The 18,793-nt window shown below is 74.8% G+C and carries 2 protein-coding genes; both read left to right on the top strand.

What is annotated here, in order from left to right:
- The first annotated feature begins 41 nt into the window (after positions 1-41).
- Positions 42-6,527: a type I polyketide synthase gene (locus J7W19_RS02570; protein WP_459214090.1), complete on the top strand. Its 6,486-nt coding sequence runs from the start codon at positions 42-44 to the stop codon at positions 6,525-6,527.
- A gap of 52 nt (positions 6,528-6,579) precedes the next feature.
- Positions 6,580-18,741, top strand: coding sequence for a type I polyketide synthase (locus J7W19_RS02565; protein WP_210455263.1), 12,162 nt, complete (start codon positions 6,580-6,582; stop codon positions 18,739-18,741).
- Positions 18,742-18,793: the final 52 nt, after the last annotated feature.

Genomic DNA, 18,793 nt, shown 5'->3' with positions numbered 1-18,793 from the left:
ACATGCCGAGCGAAGAGCAACTGGTCGAGTATCTGCGCCGCGTGACCACCGAACTCCACGACACGAAGCAGCGCCTGCGCCAGGCGGAGGACCGCCACCAGGAACCGATCGCGATCGTCGGCATGGCCTGCCGGTTCCCCGGCGGCGTCACCTCGCCCGAGGACCTGTGGAGCCTGGTCGCCGCGGGCAAGGACGCCATCGAGGACTTCCCCGCCGACCGCGGCTGGGACCTCGACGCGCTTTACGACCCCGACCCCGCCCACTACGGCACCAGTTATGTGCGGCACGGCGGGTTCGTGGACGACGCGTGCTCCTTCGACGCCGACTTCTTCGGCATCAGCCCCCGCGAGGCGCTGGCCATGGACCCGCAGCAGCGCTTGATGCTGGAGACCTCCTGGGAACTGTTCGAGCGCTCCGGCATCGTGCCCGCCACGCTCAAGGGCAGCCGCACCGGCGTCTACGCCGGGGTGTCGAGTGAGGACTACCTGTCCCAACTGCCGCGCATACCCGAGGGGTTCGAGGGTCACGCCACCACCGGCAGCCTCACCAGCGTCATCTCGGGCCGGGTCGCCTACACCTACGGCCTGGAGGGCCCGGCGGTCACCGTCGACACGGCCTGCTCCGCCTCCCTCGTGGCCGTCCACCTGGCCTGCCAGGCGCTGCGCCAGCGCGAGTGCGACCTGGCGGTGGCGGGCGGCGTGCTCGTGCTGTCCAGCCCGCTGATGTTCACCGAGTTCTGCCGCCAGCGCGGCCTGGCGCCCGACGGCCGCTGCAAGCCCTTCGCCGCGGCGGCCGACGGCACCGGCTTCTCCGAGGGCATCGGCCTCATCCTGCTGGAGCGCCTCTCCGACGCCCGCCGCAACGGCCACGACGTCCTCGCCGTCGTCCGGGGCTCGGCCGTCAACCAGGACGGCGCCAGCAACGGCCTCACCGCGCCCAACGACGCCGCGCAGGAGAACGTCATCCGCGCCGCCCTGGCCGGCGCCCGGCTGACGCCCGCCGAGGTGGACATGGTGGAGGCGCACGGCACCGGCACCAAACTGGGCGACCCCATCGAGGCCCAGGCCCTGCTCGCCACGTACGGGCAGCACCGCGACCGGCCCCTGCTGCTCGGCTCGCTCAAGTCCAACATCGGCCACACGCACGCCACCGCGGGCGTCGCGGGCGTCATCAAGACGGTCATGGCGATCCGGCAGGGCGTCGTGCCCGCGACGCTCCACGTCGAGGAGCTCAGCCCGCACGTCGACTGGGAGGCCGGGGCGGTCGAGGTCGTCACCGAGCCCACCACGTGGCCGGACACGGGCCACCCGCGCCGGGCCGGCGTCTCCGCCTTCGGCATCTCGGGGACGAACGCGCACGTGATCCTGGAAGAGGCGCCGGCGGAGGTTTCCGACGACGAGGGCGCGCCGGAGCCTGTTCCGGGTGCGGTGGTGCCGTGGGTGGTGTCCGGGCGTACGGGCGAGGCGCTGCGGGAGCAGGCTCGGCGGCTGGGTGCCTTCGCGTCCGAGAACTCTTCGCTGCTGGACGTGGGTTGGTCGCTGGCGACGTCGCGTGCGGCCTTCGAGCACCGGGCCGTGGTGGTGGGCCAGGACGTCGGTCAGGCGATAGCGGGTCTTGAGGCGCTGGCCGCGGGTGAGGTGTCGGCGGACGTGGTGTCCGGGGTGGCCGGTGATGTGGGCCCGGGTCCGGTGCTGGTGTTTCCGGGGCAGGGGTCGCAGTGGGCGGGTATGGGTGCCCAACTGCTGGACGAGTCGCCGGTGTTCGCGGCTCGGATCGCCGAGTGCGAACGGGCTCTGTCTCCGTACGTGGACTGGTCGCTGACGGAGGTGTTGCGCGGTGACGGTGGTGAGTTGTCGCGGGTGGAGGTCGTGCAGCCGGTCCTGTGGGCGGTGATGGTTTCTCTTGCTGCCGTCTGGGCCGAGTACGGGGTCAAGCCCGCTGCGGTGATCGGTCATTCGCAAGGTGAGATGGCTGCGGCGGTGGTGGCTGGCGCGTTGTCGTTGGAGGACGCGGCGCGGATCGTGGCCGTGCGTAGTGACGCGCTGCGGCGGTTGGCCGGGCGGGGCGCGATGGCTTCCCTCGGCGTGGGCCGGGAGCTTGCCGAGGAGCTGATCGACGGTCGCGCTGGTGTGGGGATCGCCGCTGTGAACGGCCCGTCGTCCACGGTCGTTTCCGGTCCTGCCGAGCAGGTGGCGCAGGTCGTGGCCGACGCGAAGGGGCGCGAGCTCCGCGCCCGCCTGATCGATGTGGATTACGCCTCGCACGGTCCGCAGGTGGACGAGATCGCGGACCTGCTGGCCGACCGCCTGAGCGGTGTGGAGCCCCTGGCCACGGACACCGCGTTCTACTCCACGGTCACCGCCGGCCGGATCGACGCTCGGACTCTCACCTCCGACTACTGGATCACCAACCTGCGGCAGCAAGTACGTTTCGCCGACACCGTCGAAGCGCTGCTCGCCGACGGCTACCGCGTCTTCATCGAGGCCAGCCCACACCCGGTGCTGAACCTGGGCATGGAGGAGACCATCGAGCAGGCGGCCGTCGCCGCCACGGTGGTACCCACCCTGCGCCGCGACCACGGCGACGCCGTCCAGCTCGCGCGCTCCGTCGCACTCGCCTTCACGGCGGGCGCGGACGTCGACTGGCGGCGTTTCTTCCCCACCGATCCCACCCCTCGTACCGTTGACCTGCCCACCTACGCCTTCCAACGCAGGCGCTACTGGCTGGCCGACTCCTCGGCCAGGGCCGGTGCCGTCCATGACGTCCGTTCCGCTTCGGGGCACGCGCTGCTGCCCACCTCGGTCGCGCTGGCCGGTGGGGGAGTGGTACTCGACGGCCGGATCTCCGCCGAGGGCCGTGGCCGGCTGGGCGGGCACGTGGTGGCCGGGACGGCGCTGGTGCCGGGAGCAGCCCTGGTGGAGTGGGTGCTGCGGGCCGCCGACGAGGCGGGCTGCGCCACGGTGGAGGAGCTGACGCTCCGCGCGCCGCTCGTGCTTCCCGCCTCCGGGGGCGTCGATGTCCAGGTCGCCGTAGGGGCGCCCGATGAGCGGGGCCGGTGTGACGTACACGTGTACTCGCGTCCGGAGGGGGCCGCCGGGACATGGGTGTGCCACGCCGTCGGCGAGCTGGGGCGCGAGCCGGCGGGCCGGCCGTCCCGGCAGGCCGGGCAGTGGCCGCCGGCCGATGCCGAGCCGGTGGACCTGAGCGGTTTCTACGAGCGGGTCGCGGCCGCGGGGTACGAGTACGGTCCGGCGTTCCAGGGGCTGCGGGCGCTGTGGCGGCGGGGCGACGAGCTGCTGGCCGAGGTGGCGCTGCCCGAACAGGCCGGTGCCGTCGACGGGTTCGGCATTCACCCGGCGCTGCTCGACGCTGCCCTGCAGCCGCTGCTGCTCGCCGAACGCTTCGGGGACGGGCAGGTGCTGCTGCCGTTCTCCTGGAGCGGTGTGTCGCTGTGGGCCACCGGCGCCACCGCCGCGCGGGTGCGGATCTCCGGGCTGAGCGGGGGCGACGAGGAGACCGTGCGCGTGACCGTGACCGACCCGGCGGGCGGGCCGGTGGCGGACGTGGCGGCCCTGCGGCTGCGCTCGACCAGTGCCCGGCAGGTGCGGGCCGCCGCGGCACCGGGCACGGACGGGCTCTACGAGCTGCGCTGGACGCCGCTGTCCCTGCCGCACGCCACCGGCGGTCCCGTCGCGTCGGCGGTCCTGGGAGGCCCCGGCCTCGGCCCGGACCGCTACCCGGGCCTGGACGCGCTCGTCGACGCCGTGGCCACGGGAACCCCGCTGCCCGACCTCGTGTTCGCTCCGGTGGACACCAGCGCGGGCGATGAACTGCACGTCACCGAACGCGCGTTGGAGCTCGTACAGGGCTTCCTGGACGCGCCGCTCCTGGACCGGACCCGGCTGGTGCTCGTCACCCGGGGCGCGGTGGACGCCGCCGGGCCGTCCGACGGCGTGGCCGTGCAGGGCGGTCCGGACCCGGCGGGTGCCGCCGTGTGGGGGCTCGTCCGCAGCGCCCAGTCGGAGAACCCGGACCGTCTCGTCCTCCTCGACCTGGACGCGCCCTTCGACCGTGACACCCGCGACGCCGTCACCGCGGCGGTGCGGGGCGCGGTGGGCGTGGACGAACCGCAACTGGCCCTGCGTGACGGACGGTTGTTCGTTCCCCGGTGGGAGCGGGCGGCCGGGACCGCCGAGCTCGCCGCGCCGCCCGGGGAACGGGCCTGGCGCCTGGTCGGCGGGCCGTCCGGATCGCTCGACGACGTCACGGCGGTGGCCTGCGACGACGTACTGCGACCCCTCGGGCCGGGCGAGGTCCGTATCGCCGTGCACGCGGCGGGCGTCAACTTCCGCGATGTGCTGATCGCGTTGGGCATGTACCCCGACCCGGACGCCCTGCCGGGCACGGAGGCCGCCGGTGTGGTCACCGAGGTCGGCCCCGGTGTCGCGCGCGTGGCGGTCGGCGACCGGGTGATGGGCATGCTGGAGGGCGCGTTCGGGCCGTGGGCCGTCGCCGACGAACGGACGCTGGCGCCCGTTCCGCAGGGCTGGCACACGCGGGAGGCGGCCGCCGCCCCCGCCGCGTACCTGACGGCCTGGTACGCCCTGGTGGAGCTGGCCGGCCTGCGGGCCGGGGAGTCGGTGCTGATCCACGCCGCGACCGGCGGCGTGGGCATGGCGGCGGTACGGATCGCCCGCCACCTGGGTGCCGAGGTGTACGCCACCGCGAGCCCCGCCAAGCACGGCCTGCTGGAGGCCATGGGTATCGACGCCGCCCACCGCGCCTCGTCGCGCGACGCCGGCTTCGAGGACGCGGTCCGGCGGGCGACCGGCGGGCGCGGCGTGGACGTCGTCCTCAACAGCCTCACCGGCGAACTCCTCGACGCATCCCTGCGGTTGCTGGGCGAGGGCGGCCGTTTCCTGGAGATGGGCAAGACCGACGTACGCGCCCCCGGGACCGTCGCCCGGGAGCACCCCGGCGTCACGTACCGCGCCTTCGACCTGGTCGCCGACGCCGGCCCAGACCGGCTCGGCGCGATGCTCGACCGGCTGGGCGAACTGTTCGCGTCCGGCGGGCTGGACCCGCTGCCGGTCGGCGCCTGGCCGCTCGGCCGGGCGCGGGAGGCTTTCCGGTTCATGAGCCAGGCCAAGCACACCGGCAAGCTGGTGCTCGACGTACCCGCACCGCTCGACCCGGAGGGGACCGTCCTCGTCACCGGCGGCACCGGCACCATCGGCGCCGCGGTCGCCGAACACCTGGCGCGCACGGGCGAGAGCCGGCACCTGCTGCTGGTCAGCCGCAGTGGCCCCGACGCCGACGGCACCCCCGAGCTCGCCGCGCGCCTCGCCGAACTGGGCGCGGAGGCCACGTTCGTGGCGGCCGACGTGAGCGAGCCCGGTGCCGTGGCCGCACTGCTCGCCGGGATCGACCCGGCGCATCCGCTGACCGGCGTCGTCCACGCGGCCGGGACGCTCGACAACGCCCTGATCGGCTCGCAGAACCCCGAGCGCCTCGCGCGCGTGTGGCGGGCCAAGGCCGCCGCCGCGCGGCTGCTCCACGAGGCGACGGAGGGCGCGCGGCTCGGGATGTTCGTCGTGTTCTCCTCCTTCGCCTCCACCCTCGGCACGCCGGGGCAGGCCAACTACGCCGCCGCCAACGCCTATTGCGACGCCCTCGCCCGGCACCGGCGGGCCCGGGGCCTGCCGGGCCTGTCCGTGGCGTGGGGACTGTGGGAGGCGGTGAGCGGCCTCACCGGGACGCTGTCCGCGGCGGACCGGGCCCGTATCGACCGCTACGGCATCCGGCCCACCAGCGCGGCGAAGGGCTGCGCCCTGCTGTCCGCCGCCCGCGCCCACGGCCGCCCCGACCTGCTCGCCCTGGACCTCGACGCGCGGGTGCCCGCGGCCTCGCCGACGGCCGTGCCCGTCGTACTGCGCGCCCTCGCCGCCGCCGGGGCCCCCGCGGCCTCCCGGCCCACGGCCGCCACCGGCGCCGGCGCCGGCGCGGCCGACTGGCCCGGCAGGCTCGCCGCCCTGACCGGCGAGGAGCGGCTGGCGCTGCTGACCGACCTGGTACGCGGCCACGCCGCCGGCGTACTCGGGCACACCGACCCGGGCGCGGTGCAGACCGACACGCGGTTCAAGGAACTCGGCTTCGACTCCCTGACCGCCGTCGAACTGCGCAACCGGCTCGCCGCCGCCACCGGCCTGAAGCTGCCCGCCGCCCTGGTCTTCGACTACCCGCAGCCCCAGGCGCTCGCCGCCCACCTCGTCGAACGGCTCGCCCCGGAAGGCGCGCCGGCCACGACGGACGACATCACCGCCCAGGTCCTGCGGGAGGTGGCGCGCGTCGAGCACACCCTGTCCGCGGCCGTCGCACAGGACCTCGACCGGGCGGCGGTCGCGGAACGGCTGGAGGCGCTCCTCGCACGGTTCACGGCGGCGGCACCCGACGCCGCCGCGGACCGGCTGGACGACGCCACCGCCGAGCAAGTACTGGACTTCATCGACAACGAACTGGGGGTGTGAGGCGAGTGCACGCCGCACACCTCGCGACCACCGGCGGGGAGACAGAGCGCACATGGTGAGCCAAGAGAAACTGGTCGACTACCTCAAGCGCGTCTCCGCGGACCTGCACGCCACCCGGCAGCGGCTGCGCGAGGCGGAGGAGCGCGACCGGGAACCGGTCGCCGTCGTCCAGATGGCCTGCCGCTACCCCGGCGGCGTCCGCACCCCCGAGGAGCTGTGGGACCTGGTCGCCGCGGGCGGCCACGGCCTGGGCGCCTTCCCCGGCAACCGGGGCTGGGACCTGGACCGGCTCTTCCACCCCGACCCCGACCACCCGGGCACCACCTACGCGAGCGAGGGCGGCTTCCTCCACGACGCCGACCGGTTCGACCCGGAGTTCTTCGGCATCAGCCCCCGCGAGGCACAGGTCCTCGACCCCCAGCAGCGGCTCCTCCTGGAGTGCGCCTGGGAAGCCCTCGAACGCGCCGGCATCGACCCGCGGTCGCTGGAGGGCAGCCGCACCGGCGTCTACGCGGGCGCGGCCCTGCCCGGCTTCGGCACCCCCCACATCGACCCCGAGGCCGAGGGCCACCTCGTCACCGGCAACGCGCCCAGCGTGCTCTCCGGCCGCCTCGCCTACACCTTCGGCCTGGAGGGCCCGGCGGTCACGGTCGACACGGCCTGCTCGTCGTCCCTGGTCGCCGTGCACCTGGCCGCCCACGCGCTGCGCCGCCGCGAGTGCGACCTGGCCCTCGCGGGCGGCGTCACGGTGATGACCACCCCGTACGTCTTCACCGAGTTCTCCCGGCAGCGCGGCCTCGCCGCCGACGGGCGGTGCAAGCCCTTCGCGGCCGCCGCCGACGGCACCGCCTTCTCCGAGGGCGCCGGCCTGCTGGTACTCGAACGCCTCTCCGACGCCCGCCGCAACGGGCACGAGGTGCTGGCGGTCATCCGCGGCTCGGCCGTCAACCAGGACGGCGCCAGCAACGGCCTGACCGCCCCCAACGGCCCCTCCCAGCAGCGCGTCATCCGCGCCGCCCTCGCCGGGGCCCGGCTCTCGCCCGCCGAGGTCGACGCGGTCGAGGCACACGGCACCGGGACGAAGCTCGGCGACCCGATCGAGGCGCAGGCCCTGCTCGCTACGTACGGTCAGGAACGCCACGAGGAACGGCCGTTGTGGCTCGGCTCGGTCAAGTCCAATATCGGCCACACCCAGGGCGCGGCCGGAGCGGCCGGACTCATCAAGATGATCCTGGCACTGCGCCACCAGACGCTGCCGCCCACCCTGAACGTCGACCGGCCGACCCCGCACGCCGACTGGGAGTCCGGCGCCGTACGCCTCCTCACCGAGCCGGTCGCCTGGCCGCGCGGGGAGCGGGTCCGCCGGGCGGGCATCTCGTCGTTCGGCATCTCGGGCACGAACGCTCACCTGATCCTGGAGGAGCCGCCGGCGGACGACACCGGGGAGACCGCAGGCGGGGCGGCCACGGGTGCTCCCGCCGCCGCGACCGCCCGGGACGCCCACCCGTCGCCGCCCTGGCTCCTCTCCGCCCGCACCGCACCCGCCCTGCGCGCCCAGGCCGACGCCCTCGCCGGGCACCTCGCCGGCCACGAGGACGCCTCCCCGGCCGACGTCGGCGGCACCCTGCTGCGCCGCTCCCTCTTCGAACACCGTGCCGTGGTGCTCGGCGCGGACCGGGACGAACGCGCCGGGGCCCTGGCCGCGCTCGCCGCCGGCCGTTCCCACCCGGCCCTCGTCTCCGGCACCGGCCCGGCCCGCACCGGAGGCACCGCCTTCCTCTTCACCGGGCAGGGCAGCCAGCGCCCCGGAATGGGCGCCGGCCTCCACCGCACCTCCAGCGTGTTCGCCGAGGCCCTGGACGAGGTCTGCTCCCACCTGGACCCGCTGCTCGAACAGCCGCTGCGCGACGCCCTGTTCGCCGAGCAGGGCACCGAACAGGCCGCCGCCCTGCACCGGACCGGCGTCACCCAGGCCGCCCTGTTCGCCCTCGAAACGGCGCTGTACCGGCTGGTCACCTCCCTCGGCGTCACCCCGAGCCACCTGACCGGCCACTCGGTCGGCGAGATCACCGCGGCGTACGCGGCCGGAGTGCTCTCCCTCGCGGACGCCTGCGCGCTGGTCGCCGCCCGGGGCCGGCTGATGCAGGCCCTCCCCGCGGGCGGCGCCATGCTCGCCGTCCAGGCGGCCGAGACCGACGTACTCCCGCTGCTCGCGGGCCGCGAGGACCACCTCTCGCTCGCCGCCGTCAACGGCCCCACCGCCGTCGTCGTGTCCGGCGCCGACCGGGCCGTCACCGAACTCGAAGAGACCCTGCGCGGGCGCGGGCACAAGACCAAACGCCTCAACGTCAGCCACGCCTTCCACTCGCCCCTGATCGAGCCGATGCTGGACGAGTTCCGGCGCGTGGCGGAAGGGCTCACCTTCCACGCGCCGAAGATCCCCGTCGTCTCCAACCTCACCGGCGAGCTCGCCGGCCCCGACCTCCTCACCGACGCCGACTACTGGGTGCGGCACGTCCGGCAGCCGGTGCGCTTCCACGACGGACTGCGCACCCTCCACTCCGAAGGCGTCGTGCGGTACCTGGAGTTGGGCCCCGACCCGGTCCTCGCCACGATGGTCCAGGACTGCGTCCCGGCCTCCGCGGCGCCCGACGGGGAGCCCCAGCCCGTCGTCGCCGCCGCCCTCCGCTCCGGCCACGACGAGGACCGCTCGCTGCTGACGGCCCTCGCCACGCTGCACGTCGACGGGCAGCCGGTCGACTTCACCCCTCTCTTCCCGGAGCACACCGCCCAACTGCCGCTGCCCACCTACCGATTCCAGCGCCGCCGCTACTGGCGCCCCACTCCGGACGCCGCCGCCCCGGCCCGCGCCGCCGACCTCGCCGAGACCGGCCACCCCCTGCTGCCCGCCGTCATCCGGCAGGCCGACGGCGGCCTGCTCCTCGCCGGGCGCCTCTCCCTGCGCACCCACCCCTGGCTCGCCGACCACGCCATCGCCGGGAGCGTTCCGCTGCCCGGCACCGCCTTCGTCGAACTCGCCCTGCTCGCCGGGCGCCACGTCGACTGCGACACGGTCGAAGACCTGACGCTGGAAGCCCCGCTGCTGCTCGACGACACCGGCACCGTCAGCGTCCAGCTCGCCGTCGGCGCCCCGGACACCTCCGGCCGCCGCACCCTGACCGTCCACGCCCGCCCCGCCGACGACTCCGGGGACCTCGACACGAACCCGGACGGTACCCACGGCTGGCGCCGCCACGCGACCGGCACGCTGGCCGCGGCGGAGGCCGGTGCGCGGACGGAGGTCGGGACCGGCGCGTCGGCCACGGCTGGGAACGATGCCCTGACGGAGGTCGGGACCGGCGCGTCGGCCACGCCCGAGGCCGGTGCACTGACGACGGTCGAGACGGGCACGCCGACCACGGATGAGACAGGTGCCTTGACCGAGGCCGAGACCGGTACGCCGACCACGGCCGGGACGGGCACCCTGACCACGGCCGCGACCGGCGCCTCGCCCGCCGCCGACACCGCACCCTGGCCGCCCACCGACGCCACCCCCCTCGACGTCGACGCGCTGTACGCCCGCCTCGACGAGCAGGGCTACGGCTACGGGCCCGCCTTCCGCGCCGTCCGCGCCGCCTGGCGGCACGGCGACGACCTGTACGCCGACGTCCGCCTGGACGACGAACAGCTGGCCGACGCCGCCCGGTTCACCCTCCACCCCGCGCTCCTCGACGCCGCCCTGCACGCCGTCGACGAACTCTACGGCGCGGGCGACGACACCTCACCGGTCCGCCTCCCGTTCTCCTTCGGCCGGGTCCGCCACCACGCCACCGGCGCGACCCGGCTGCGGGTCCGCCTCACCGGCCAGGGCGACGACCGGCTGAAGCTGACGCTCACCGACCCCGACGGCGCGCTCGTCGCCACCGTCGACTCGCTCCGGCTGCGGCTGATCCCCGCCGATCGCTGGCGCTCCGCCCGCCCCGCCGGAACACCCCTGCACCACGTGACATGGCAGCCGCTCGCGCTGCCGGCCGCCGAGCCGGCCACCGGCACCTGGGCCGTACTCGGCGCCGAGGGGGCGGCTCTCGGCACCGATGGGACGGACCTGGGCATCAGGGAGACGGACCTCTTCCCCGGCACGCATTACGAGAGCCTGGCCGCGCTGGCGGCGGCCGTCGCGGAGGGCACCCCCGTCCCCGACCTCGTCCTCGCCCCCGTCCCGCCCACCGCCGCCGGTGACATCCCCGCCCGGACGCGCGCCCACGCGCACGCCACCCTGAACCTGCTGCGCCACTGGCTCGCCGTGGACGCCCTCACCCCGGCCCGGCTCGTCATCCTCACCACGGGCGCGGTCGCCGCCCACCCGGACGACGCCCCCGCCGACCTGGCCACCGCCCCCCTGTGGGGCCTGGTCCGCGCGGCCCAGGCCGAACAGCCGGGCAGGGTCCTGCTGTTGGACATCGACGAGGACGCCGCCACCCACCGCGCCCTGCCCGCCGCCGTGGCGGCCGCGACATCCCAGGACGAGACGGAGCTGGCCCTGCGCGCGGGCACCGCCCTCGTGCCGCGCCTCGCCGCGACGAACCCCGGAACGTACCCGCAGGGCGATGCCGCCCCGGAGAGCGCCCCGGACGCCGACGGCACCCGGCAGGACCCCGCCGTACCGCGACGCCTCGATCCGGAGGGCACCGTCCTCATCACCGGCGGCACCGGCGGCCTCGGCCGGGCCACCGCCCGCCACCTGGCGACCGCACACGGCGCCCGCCACCTGCTGCTCGTCAGCCGGCGCGGCGAGGCCGCCGAGGGAGTCGCGGACCTGCGGAGCGACCTGACGGCCCAAGGCGTCGACGTCCGCGTCGCGGCCTGCGACATCACCGACCCCGACGCGCTGCCCCGGCTCCTGGACGGCATCCCGGCGGAACACCCGCTGACCGCCGTCGTCCACACCGCGGGCGTCATCGACGACACCCTCGTCACCGCGATGACCCCCGAGCAGCTCGACGCCGTGCTGGCCCCCAAAGTCGACGCGGCCTGGCACCTCCACGAACTGACCCGCGACCTGGACCTCGCCGCGTTCGTCCTCTTCTCTTCCGGCGCCTCCGTCCTGGGCAACGGCGGCCAGGCCAACTACGCGGCCGCCAACACCTTCCTCAACGCCCTGGCCGCACACCGCCGCGCCCACGGCCTCGCCGCCACCTCCGTGGCCTGGGGGCTGTGGGAGTCCGCGAGCGGCGGCATGGCCGCCCGGCTCGGCGACACCGACCGCGCCCGCATCCGCCGCACCGGCGTGGCAGCACTCACCGACGAGCAGGCCCTCGCCCTCTTCGACGCGGCCCTGAACGGCCCGCACGCCACCGTCCTCGCCACCCGCTTCGACCGGTCGGTCCTGCGCGGCCTGGCCGCCGCCCACACCCTGCCCACCGCCCTGCGCGGCCTCGTCCGCGCCCCCCGGCCCCGAGCCGCCGTGGCCGCCACCGGCGAAGGAACCGAACCCACCTCGTGGAGCGCCCGCCTGGCCGCGCTCTCCACCGCCGACCGCGACCGCGCCCTCGGCGACCTGATCCGCGAGCAGATCGCGACCGTCCTGGCCCACCCCTCACCCCAGACCCTCGAACTGGGCCGCGCCTTCAACGAGTTGGGCTTCGACTCGCTGACCGCCCTGGAACTGCGCAACCGCCTCTCCACGGCCACCGGCATCCGGCTCCCCGCCACCCTGATCTTCGACTACCCCACCCCCGACGCCCTCGTCCGCCATCTGCGCACCCACCTGCCCGACAGCGCCCCCGCCACCCCCCTGCCGGCGGTACGCGGCACCACCGCAGACGACGAGCCCATCGCCATCATCGGCATGGCCTGCCGCTACCCCGGCGGCGTCACCTCCCCCCAGCAGCTCTGGCAGCTCGTCGCCACCGGCACGGACGCCATCGGCCCCTTCCCCGAGGACCGGGGCTGGGACGTGACCGGCCTCCACGACCCCGACCCGGACCGGGTCGGCCACAGCTACGCCCGGGAAGGCGGATTCCTCTACGACGCGGCCCGGTTCGACGCGGGGTTCTTCGGCATCAGCCCGCGCGAGGCCGCCGCCACCGACCCCCAGCAGCGGCTGCTCCTCGAATGCGCCTGGCACGCCTTCGAAGACGCCGGCATCGACCCGGCCACCGTGCGCGGCACCCCGTGCGGCGTCATCACCGGGATCATGTACGACGACTACGGCTCCCGCTTCCTCGACCGCAAACCGGACGGCTACGAGGGCCGCATCATGACCGGCAGCACCCCGAGCGTCGCGTCCGGCCGGGTCGCCTACACCTTCGGCCTCGAAGGCCCCGCCATCACCGTCGACACCGCCTGCTCCTCCTCCCTCGTGGCGATGCACCTCGCGGCCGACGCCCTGCGGCGCGGCGAATGCACCCTGGCCCTGGCCGGCGGGGCGACCGTGATGGCCACCCCCAACACCTTCGTCGAGTTCTCCCGCCAGCGCGGCCTCGCCCCCGACGGCCGCTGCAAGCCCTTCGCCGCGACGGCGGACGGAACCGGCTGGGGCGAGGGCGCGGGCCTCGTCCTCCTGGAACGCCTGTCGGACGCGCGCCGCAACGGACACAAAGTCCTTGCCCTGCTGCGGGGTTCGGCCGTCAACCAGGACGGCGCCAGCAACGGGATGACCGCGCCCAACGGCCCCTCCCAGGAGCGCGTCATCCGCGCTGCCCTGGCCGCGGCGGACCAGAGCCCCGAACTGATCGACGCGGTCGAGGCCCACGGCACGGGCACCACGCTCGGCGACCCCATCGAGGCTCAGGCCCTCCTGGCGACGTACGGACAGGGACGCGACGAGGACCGCCCGTTGTGGCTCGGCTCGGTGAAGTCCAACATCGGCCACACGCAAGCCGCCGCCGGTGTCGCCGGTGTGATCAAGATGGTGATGGCGCTGCGACACGAGCTGCTGCCCGCCACCCTGCACGTGGACGAACCGACCCCGCACGTCGAATGGTCCTCCGGCGCCGTCCGGCTCCTGACCGAACCGGTCCCGTGGTCCCGCGGCGATCGGCCGCGCCGGGCCGGCGTGTCCTCGTTCGGCATCTCGGGGACGAACGCGCACGTGATCCTGGAGGAGGCGCCGGAGGAGGTCTCCGACGAAGCGGCGCCGGAGCCCGTTCCGGGCGCGGCGGTGCCGTGGATCGTCTCCGGCCGTACCGCGAACGCCTTGCGGGAGCAGGCCCGGCGGCTGAGCACGTTCGTATCGGAGAACTCCTCACCCCTGGACGTGGGTTGGTCGCTGGCGACGTCGCGTGCGGCCTTCGAGCACCGGGCCGTGGTGGTGGGTCAGGACGTCGGCCAGGCGCTCGCGGGTCTTGAGGCGCTGGCCGCGGGCGAGGCGTCGCCGGACGTGGTGGCCGGGGTGGTCGGCTCGCCTGGTGCTGGTCCTGTGCTGGTGTTTCCGGGGCAGGGGTCGCAGTGGGTGGGTATGGGTGCCCAACTGCTGTACGAGTCGCCGGTGTTCGCGGCGCGGATTGCCGAGTGTGAGCGGGCGTTGTCGCCGTATGTCGACTGGTCGTTGGTCGAGGTGTTGCGCGGTGATGGTGTTGAGTTGTCGCGGGTGGAGGTCGTGCAGCCCGTCCTGTGGGCGGTGATGGTTTCTCTCGCCGCTGTGTGGGCCGAGTACGGGGTCAAGCCCGCTGCGGTGATCGGTCATTCGCAAGGTGAGATGGCTGCGGCGGTGGTGGCCGGTGCGTTGTCGTTGGAGGATGCGGCGCGGGTCGTCGCCGTGCGCAGTGATGCGCTGCGGCGGTTGGCTGGGCGGGGTGCGATGGCTTCCCTCGGTGTGGGCCGGGAAGTTGCCGAGGAGTTCATCGACGGGTACGCAGGCGTCGGTGTCGCTGCCGTGAACGGCCCGTCGTCGACGGTGATTTCCGGTCCGCCGGAGCAGGTGGCGACGGTGGTCGCCGAGGCAGAGGCGCGAGGGCATCGTGCCCGGCTGATCGATGTGGATTACGCCTCGCACGGTCCGCAGGTGGACGAGATCGCCGACCTGCTGGCCGACCGCCTGAGCGGTATCGAGCCCCAGGCCACCACGGACATCGCGTTCTACTCCACGGTCACCGCAGGCCGGATCGACACCCGGACCCTGACCTCGGACTACTGGATCACGAACCTGCGGCAGCAGGTCCGCTTCGCCGACACCGTCGAAGCGTTGCTCGCCGATGGCTACCGCGTCTTCGTCGAGGCCAGTCCGCACCCGGTGCTGAACCTGGGCATGGAGGAGACCATCGAGCGGGCGGACGTCACCGCCACGGTGGTACCCACCCTGCGCCGCGACCACGGCGACGCCGTCCAGCTCGCGCATTCCGTCGCGCGCGCCTTCACGGCCGGAGTGGAGGTCGACTGGCGGCGCTTCTTCCCGACCGACCCCACCCCCCGTACGGTCGACCTGCCCCCATACGCCTTCCAGCGCGACCACTACTGGCTGGAAGCCCCCTCTCGGCTCACCGGTGATCCGGTCGACCTCGGCATGGCCTCCTCCGGTCACCCGGTCCTCGCCGCCAGTGTGGAACTCGCCGACTCCGACGGGTACTTGCTGACCGGGCGGCTCACCGGCGAGGCGCCCTCCTGGCTCACGGAGCACGTGGTGGGCGGGGCGATGCTGGTGCCGGGCGCGGCGCTCGTGGAGTGGGCGCTGCGGGCCGCCGACGAGGTGGGATGTGCCGTGGTGGAGGAGCTGACGCTGCGGGCGCCGCTCGTCCTGCCCGCTTCGGGCGGCCTGTCCGTGCAGGTGGCCGTGGGTGGCGTCGACGAGCGGGGCCGGCGTGACGTACGCGTCCACTCCCGCCCGGACCGGCCGGACGCGGGCGCCTGGGTGTGCCATGCGGTCGGTGTACTGAGCCCCGAACCGGCTCTCCCGTCCGACGCGTTGGAGGGGCAGTGGCCTCCGGCCGGCGCGGAGCAGGTGGACGTCGCGGACTTCTACGCGCGGGCCGCGGAGGCCGGATACGGCTACGGACCGGCGTTCCAGGGTGTGCGGGCCCTGTGGCGGCAGGGCGGTGACCTGCTCGCCGAGGTCGAGCTGCCCGAGCAAGCCGGTGACGCGGGCGCGTTCGGTATCCACCCCGCACTCCTCGACGCCGCCCTGCACCCGCTGCTGCTCATCGACCGGCCGGAGGACGGGACGATGTGGCTGCCGTTCGCGTGGGGCGGCGTGTCTCTCCACGCCGAGCAGGCCACCCGCCTCCGCGTCCGGCTGTCCCCGCGAGGGGAGTCCGCCGACCGGGACCTGCGGGTGACGCTCGCCGACGGCACCGGTGCGCCCGTTCTCGGCGTGGAGTCCCTGACCTTGCGGGCGGCCGATCCCGCGCAGCTCTCGGCCGCCGCCCGTGGCGGTGTCGACGGTCTCTACGCGGTGGAATGGATGCCGTTTCCGGTGCCGGAGCGGGAGGCGCCGGACAGCGCCTCCTGGGTCGCGCTCGGTGAAGGCGTGGCTCCTGCCGATGCGGTGCGTTCCGGCGACGACGTGCCGTGGGCGGTGGTCGCTCCCGTCGAGGCCGGCGGGGACGGCCTCGCGACGGCGGAGCGGGCGCTGTCGCTGGTCCAGGAGTTCCTGGCGGCACCCCGGTTGGCCGACTCCCGGCTGCTGCTGGTGACGCGCGGCGCCGTGGCCACCGTCCCGGGCGCCGATGCCGACCCGGCGGCCGCGTCCGTCTGGGGGCTGGTCCGCAGCGCCCAGTCCGAGAACCCGGGTCGCCTCGCCCTCGTCGATACCGACGGCGGAGACCTCCCGCAGGCCGCCTTGCGCCACCTCGTCGAGGACCGGGACGAGTCGCAACTCGCCCTGCGCGACGGTGTCGTCCTCGTCCCGAGGATGGTTCCCGCGGGTGCTCCGGTGGAGCTCGTCCCGCCGGCCGGTGCCCCCGCCTGGCGGCTGGGCACCGTGGGCACCGCCACCGTCGAGAGCCTGTCGGTGATCGAGGCGCCGGAGGCGCTCGCGCCGCTGGAGCCCGGCCAGGTGCGGATCTCCGTGCGGGCGGCGGGCATCAACTTCCGCGACGTCCTGATCGCCCTGGGCATGTACCCCGACAAGGGGACGTTCGCGGGCAGCGAGGGCGCCGGCTACGTCACGGAGGTCGGCCCCGGCGTGACGGGTCTGGCCGTCGGCGACCGTGTGATGGGCCTGTTCGAGGGCGCCTTCGCGCCGGTGGCCGTCGCGGACGCGCGGATGGTCGTGCCGGTGCCGGAAGGCTGGAGCCTCCAGGAGGCCGCGGCGGTACCGGTGGTGTTCCTGACGGCCTGGTACGGCCTGGTGGACCTGGGCCGGCTCAAGGCGGGCGAATCGCTGCTCATCCACGCCGGCACCGGCGGCGTGGGCATGGCCGCCACCCAGATCGCCCGCCACCTGGGCGCCGAGGTATACGCCACCGCGAGCCCCGCCAAACACGCCGTGCTGGAGGAGATGGGTATCGACGCAGCCCACCGCGCCTCCTCCCGCGACCTCGACTTCGAGCACACCCTGCGGGAGGCCACCGGCGGGCGGGGCATGGACGTCGTACTCCACAGCCTGGCGGGCGAGTTCACCGACGCCTCGCTGCGGCTGCTCGCCGAGGGCGGGCGCATGGTCGACATGGGCAAGACCGACAAGCGCGACCCCGAGCGGGTCGCCGCCGACCACGCGGGCGCCTGGTACCGGGCCTTCGACCTCGTACCGCACGCCGGGCCCGACCGGATCGGGGAAATGCTGGCGGAGATGGGCGAGCTGTTCGCCTCCGGCGTCCTGCGGCCGCTGCCCGTCACGGCATGGCCGCTCGGCCGGGCCCGCGAGGCGTTCCGGTTCATGAGCCAGGCCAAGCACACCGGCAAGCTGGCCCTGGAGATCCCGGCCGGCCTCGAACCCGAGGGCACGGTCCTGATCACCGGTGGCACGGGCGTGCTCGGCGGTGCGGTGGCGGAGCACCTCGTCCGCACCTGGGGCGTACGGCACCTGATCCTCGCGGGACGGCGCGGTACGGAAGCGCCGGGCGCGGCAGAACTCGTCGCCAAACTGCGCGAGTTGGGCGGTTCGGCGTCCGTCGTCGCGGCCGATGTGAGTGACCCCGGGTCGGTGGCCGAGCTGATCGGCGCGGTCGATCCCGCCCACCCGCTCACCGGCGTCGTGCACGCGGCGGGCGTCCTGGACGACGCCGTCGTCACCGCGCAGACCCCCGAGAGCCTGGCCAGGGTGTGGGCCGGCAAGGCCGCCGCCGCACGCCACCTGCACGAGGCGACGCGGCATCTGCGCCTCGGCCTGTTCGCCGTCTTCTCGTCCGCGGCGGCGACACTCGGAAGCCCGGGGCAGGCCAACTACGCTGCCGCGAACGCCTATTGCGACGCGCTGGTCCAGCGCCGCCGCGCCGCCGGGCTGCCCGGGCTGTCCGTCGGCTGGGGGCTCTGGGAGACCGCGAGCGACATGACCGGGCACCTCGGCGAGACGGATCTGGCGCGCATGAAGCGCACCGGTTTCACGCCTCTGACCACCGAGCGCGGCCTGGCCCTCCTCGACGCCGCCCGCGCGCACGGCAGCCCGCACCTCGTCGCCGTCGACCTCGACACGCGGACCGTCGCCGGCAGGCCGGCCGGGTCCCGGCCCGTCCTCCTGCGCGCCCTGGCCACCACGGCACCGGGCGGACGCGACCGACGGCCCACCGCCGCCGCCGGAGCCGCCACCGGCGACGGCCTCGCCGACCGGCTCGCCGGCCTGCCGGCCCCCGAACGCCACCGCCTGCTGCTCGACATCGTCCGCGGCAACGTCGCCGGCGTCCTCGGCCACACCGACCGCGACACGATCCGCCCGGACACCTCGTTCAAGGAACTCGGCTTCGACTCCCTCACCGCCGTGGAACTGCGCAACCGGCTCGCCGCCGCCACCGGCCTGAAGCTGCCCGCCACACTCGTCTTCGACTACCCGGAGAGCGCCGCCCTCGTCGACCACCTCCTGACCCTCCTGTCACCCGACGGCGAGCCCGCGCCCCTGAAGGACGCGGCCGACCCGGTCCTCAACGACCTCGGCCGGATCGAGTCGGGCCTGGACGCCTTGGCGCTGGACGAGGAGGCGCGCGGCCGGATCACCCGGCGGCTCAACGCCCTGCTGACGAAGCTGAACGGCGGGGACCGCGCCACCACCGGCACGACGGACATGGACGCGCTCGACGGCGTATCCGACGACGAGATGTTCGCGCTCATCGACCGGGAGCTGTGATGCCTGAGCGACGACCGGGAGCCGTGATGCTCGACGAACGAAGGGGAGACGA

The organism is Streptomyces mobaraensis NBRC 13819 = DSM 40847, from assembly GCF_017916255.1.
In the GTDB taxonomy this organism is placed as follows: Bacteria; Actinomycetota; Actinomycetes; order Streptomycetales; family Streptomycetaceae; genus Streptomyces; species Streptomyces mobaraensis.
This window is presented reverse-complemented; position numbering and strand designations above follow the sequence as displayed.

Excerpts from the sequence above, each read along its gene's own strand:
- J7W19_RS02565 (WP_210455263.1), top strand. The coding sequence starts at position 6,580 with ATGGTGAGCCAAGAGAAACTGGTCGACTACCTCAAGCGCGTCTCCGCG.